The following is a 335-nucleotide window of genomic DNA, read 5'->3' as shown; positions in this document are numbered from 1 at the left end:
CCACAGGGTGGTGGCCAACCTTCAGACCAAGGCACGATCAACGGTGTCGAGGTTCTGCGTGTCTACCAGGATGGCGCCAATCTGATCCACCTGACAGTGGGACCTGTTGCAGTGGGTGATGCGGAAATTGAAGTGCGCGCCGAAGCGCGCAATTTGCATGCTCGCCTGCACTCGGCTGGCCACCTTCTGGCCACCTCCATGGAACCGCTGGGTTGGGTTGCTACCAAAGGTCATCACTGGCCAGGTGAAGCCCGCGTTGTCTTCGAGCGAACCTCTCGTGCTCAGGTTGTTGAAGCCCCCCAGGTTGAGCAGGCGGTAAACGAATTGGTCCTCAC

The 335-nt window shown here is 59.4% G+C and carries 1 protein-coding gene; it reads right to left on the bottom strand.

Translation table 11 applies throughout. The annotated features are described in order from the left end of the window. Window positions 1-21 precede the first annotated feature (21 nt). The coding region (locus tag SB717_RS34425; protein ID WP_410907338.1) for a hypothetical protein at window positions 22-335 on the bottom strand (314 nt) is incomplete at its 5' end.

The sequence above is a fragment of the Priestia sp. SIMBA_032 genome (assembly GCF_046535215.1).
Taxonomy (GTDB): Bacteria; Bacillota; Bacilli; order Bacillales; family Bacillaceae_H; genus Priestia; species Priestia aryabhattai.
Note: the sequence above shows the minus strand (reverse complement) of the source record. Positions and strands in the feature narration are given on the sequence as shown.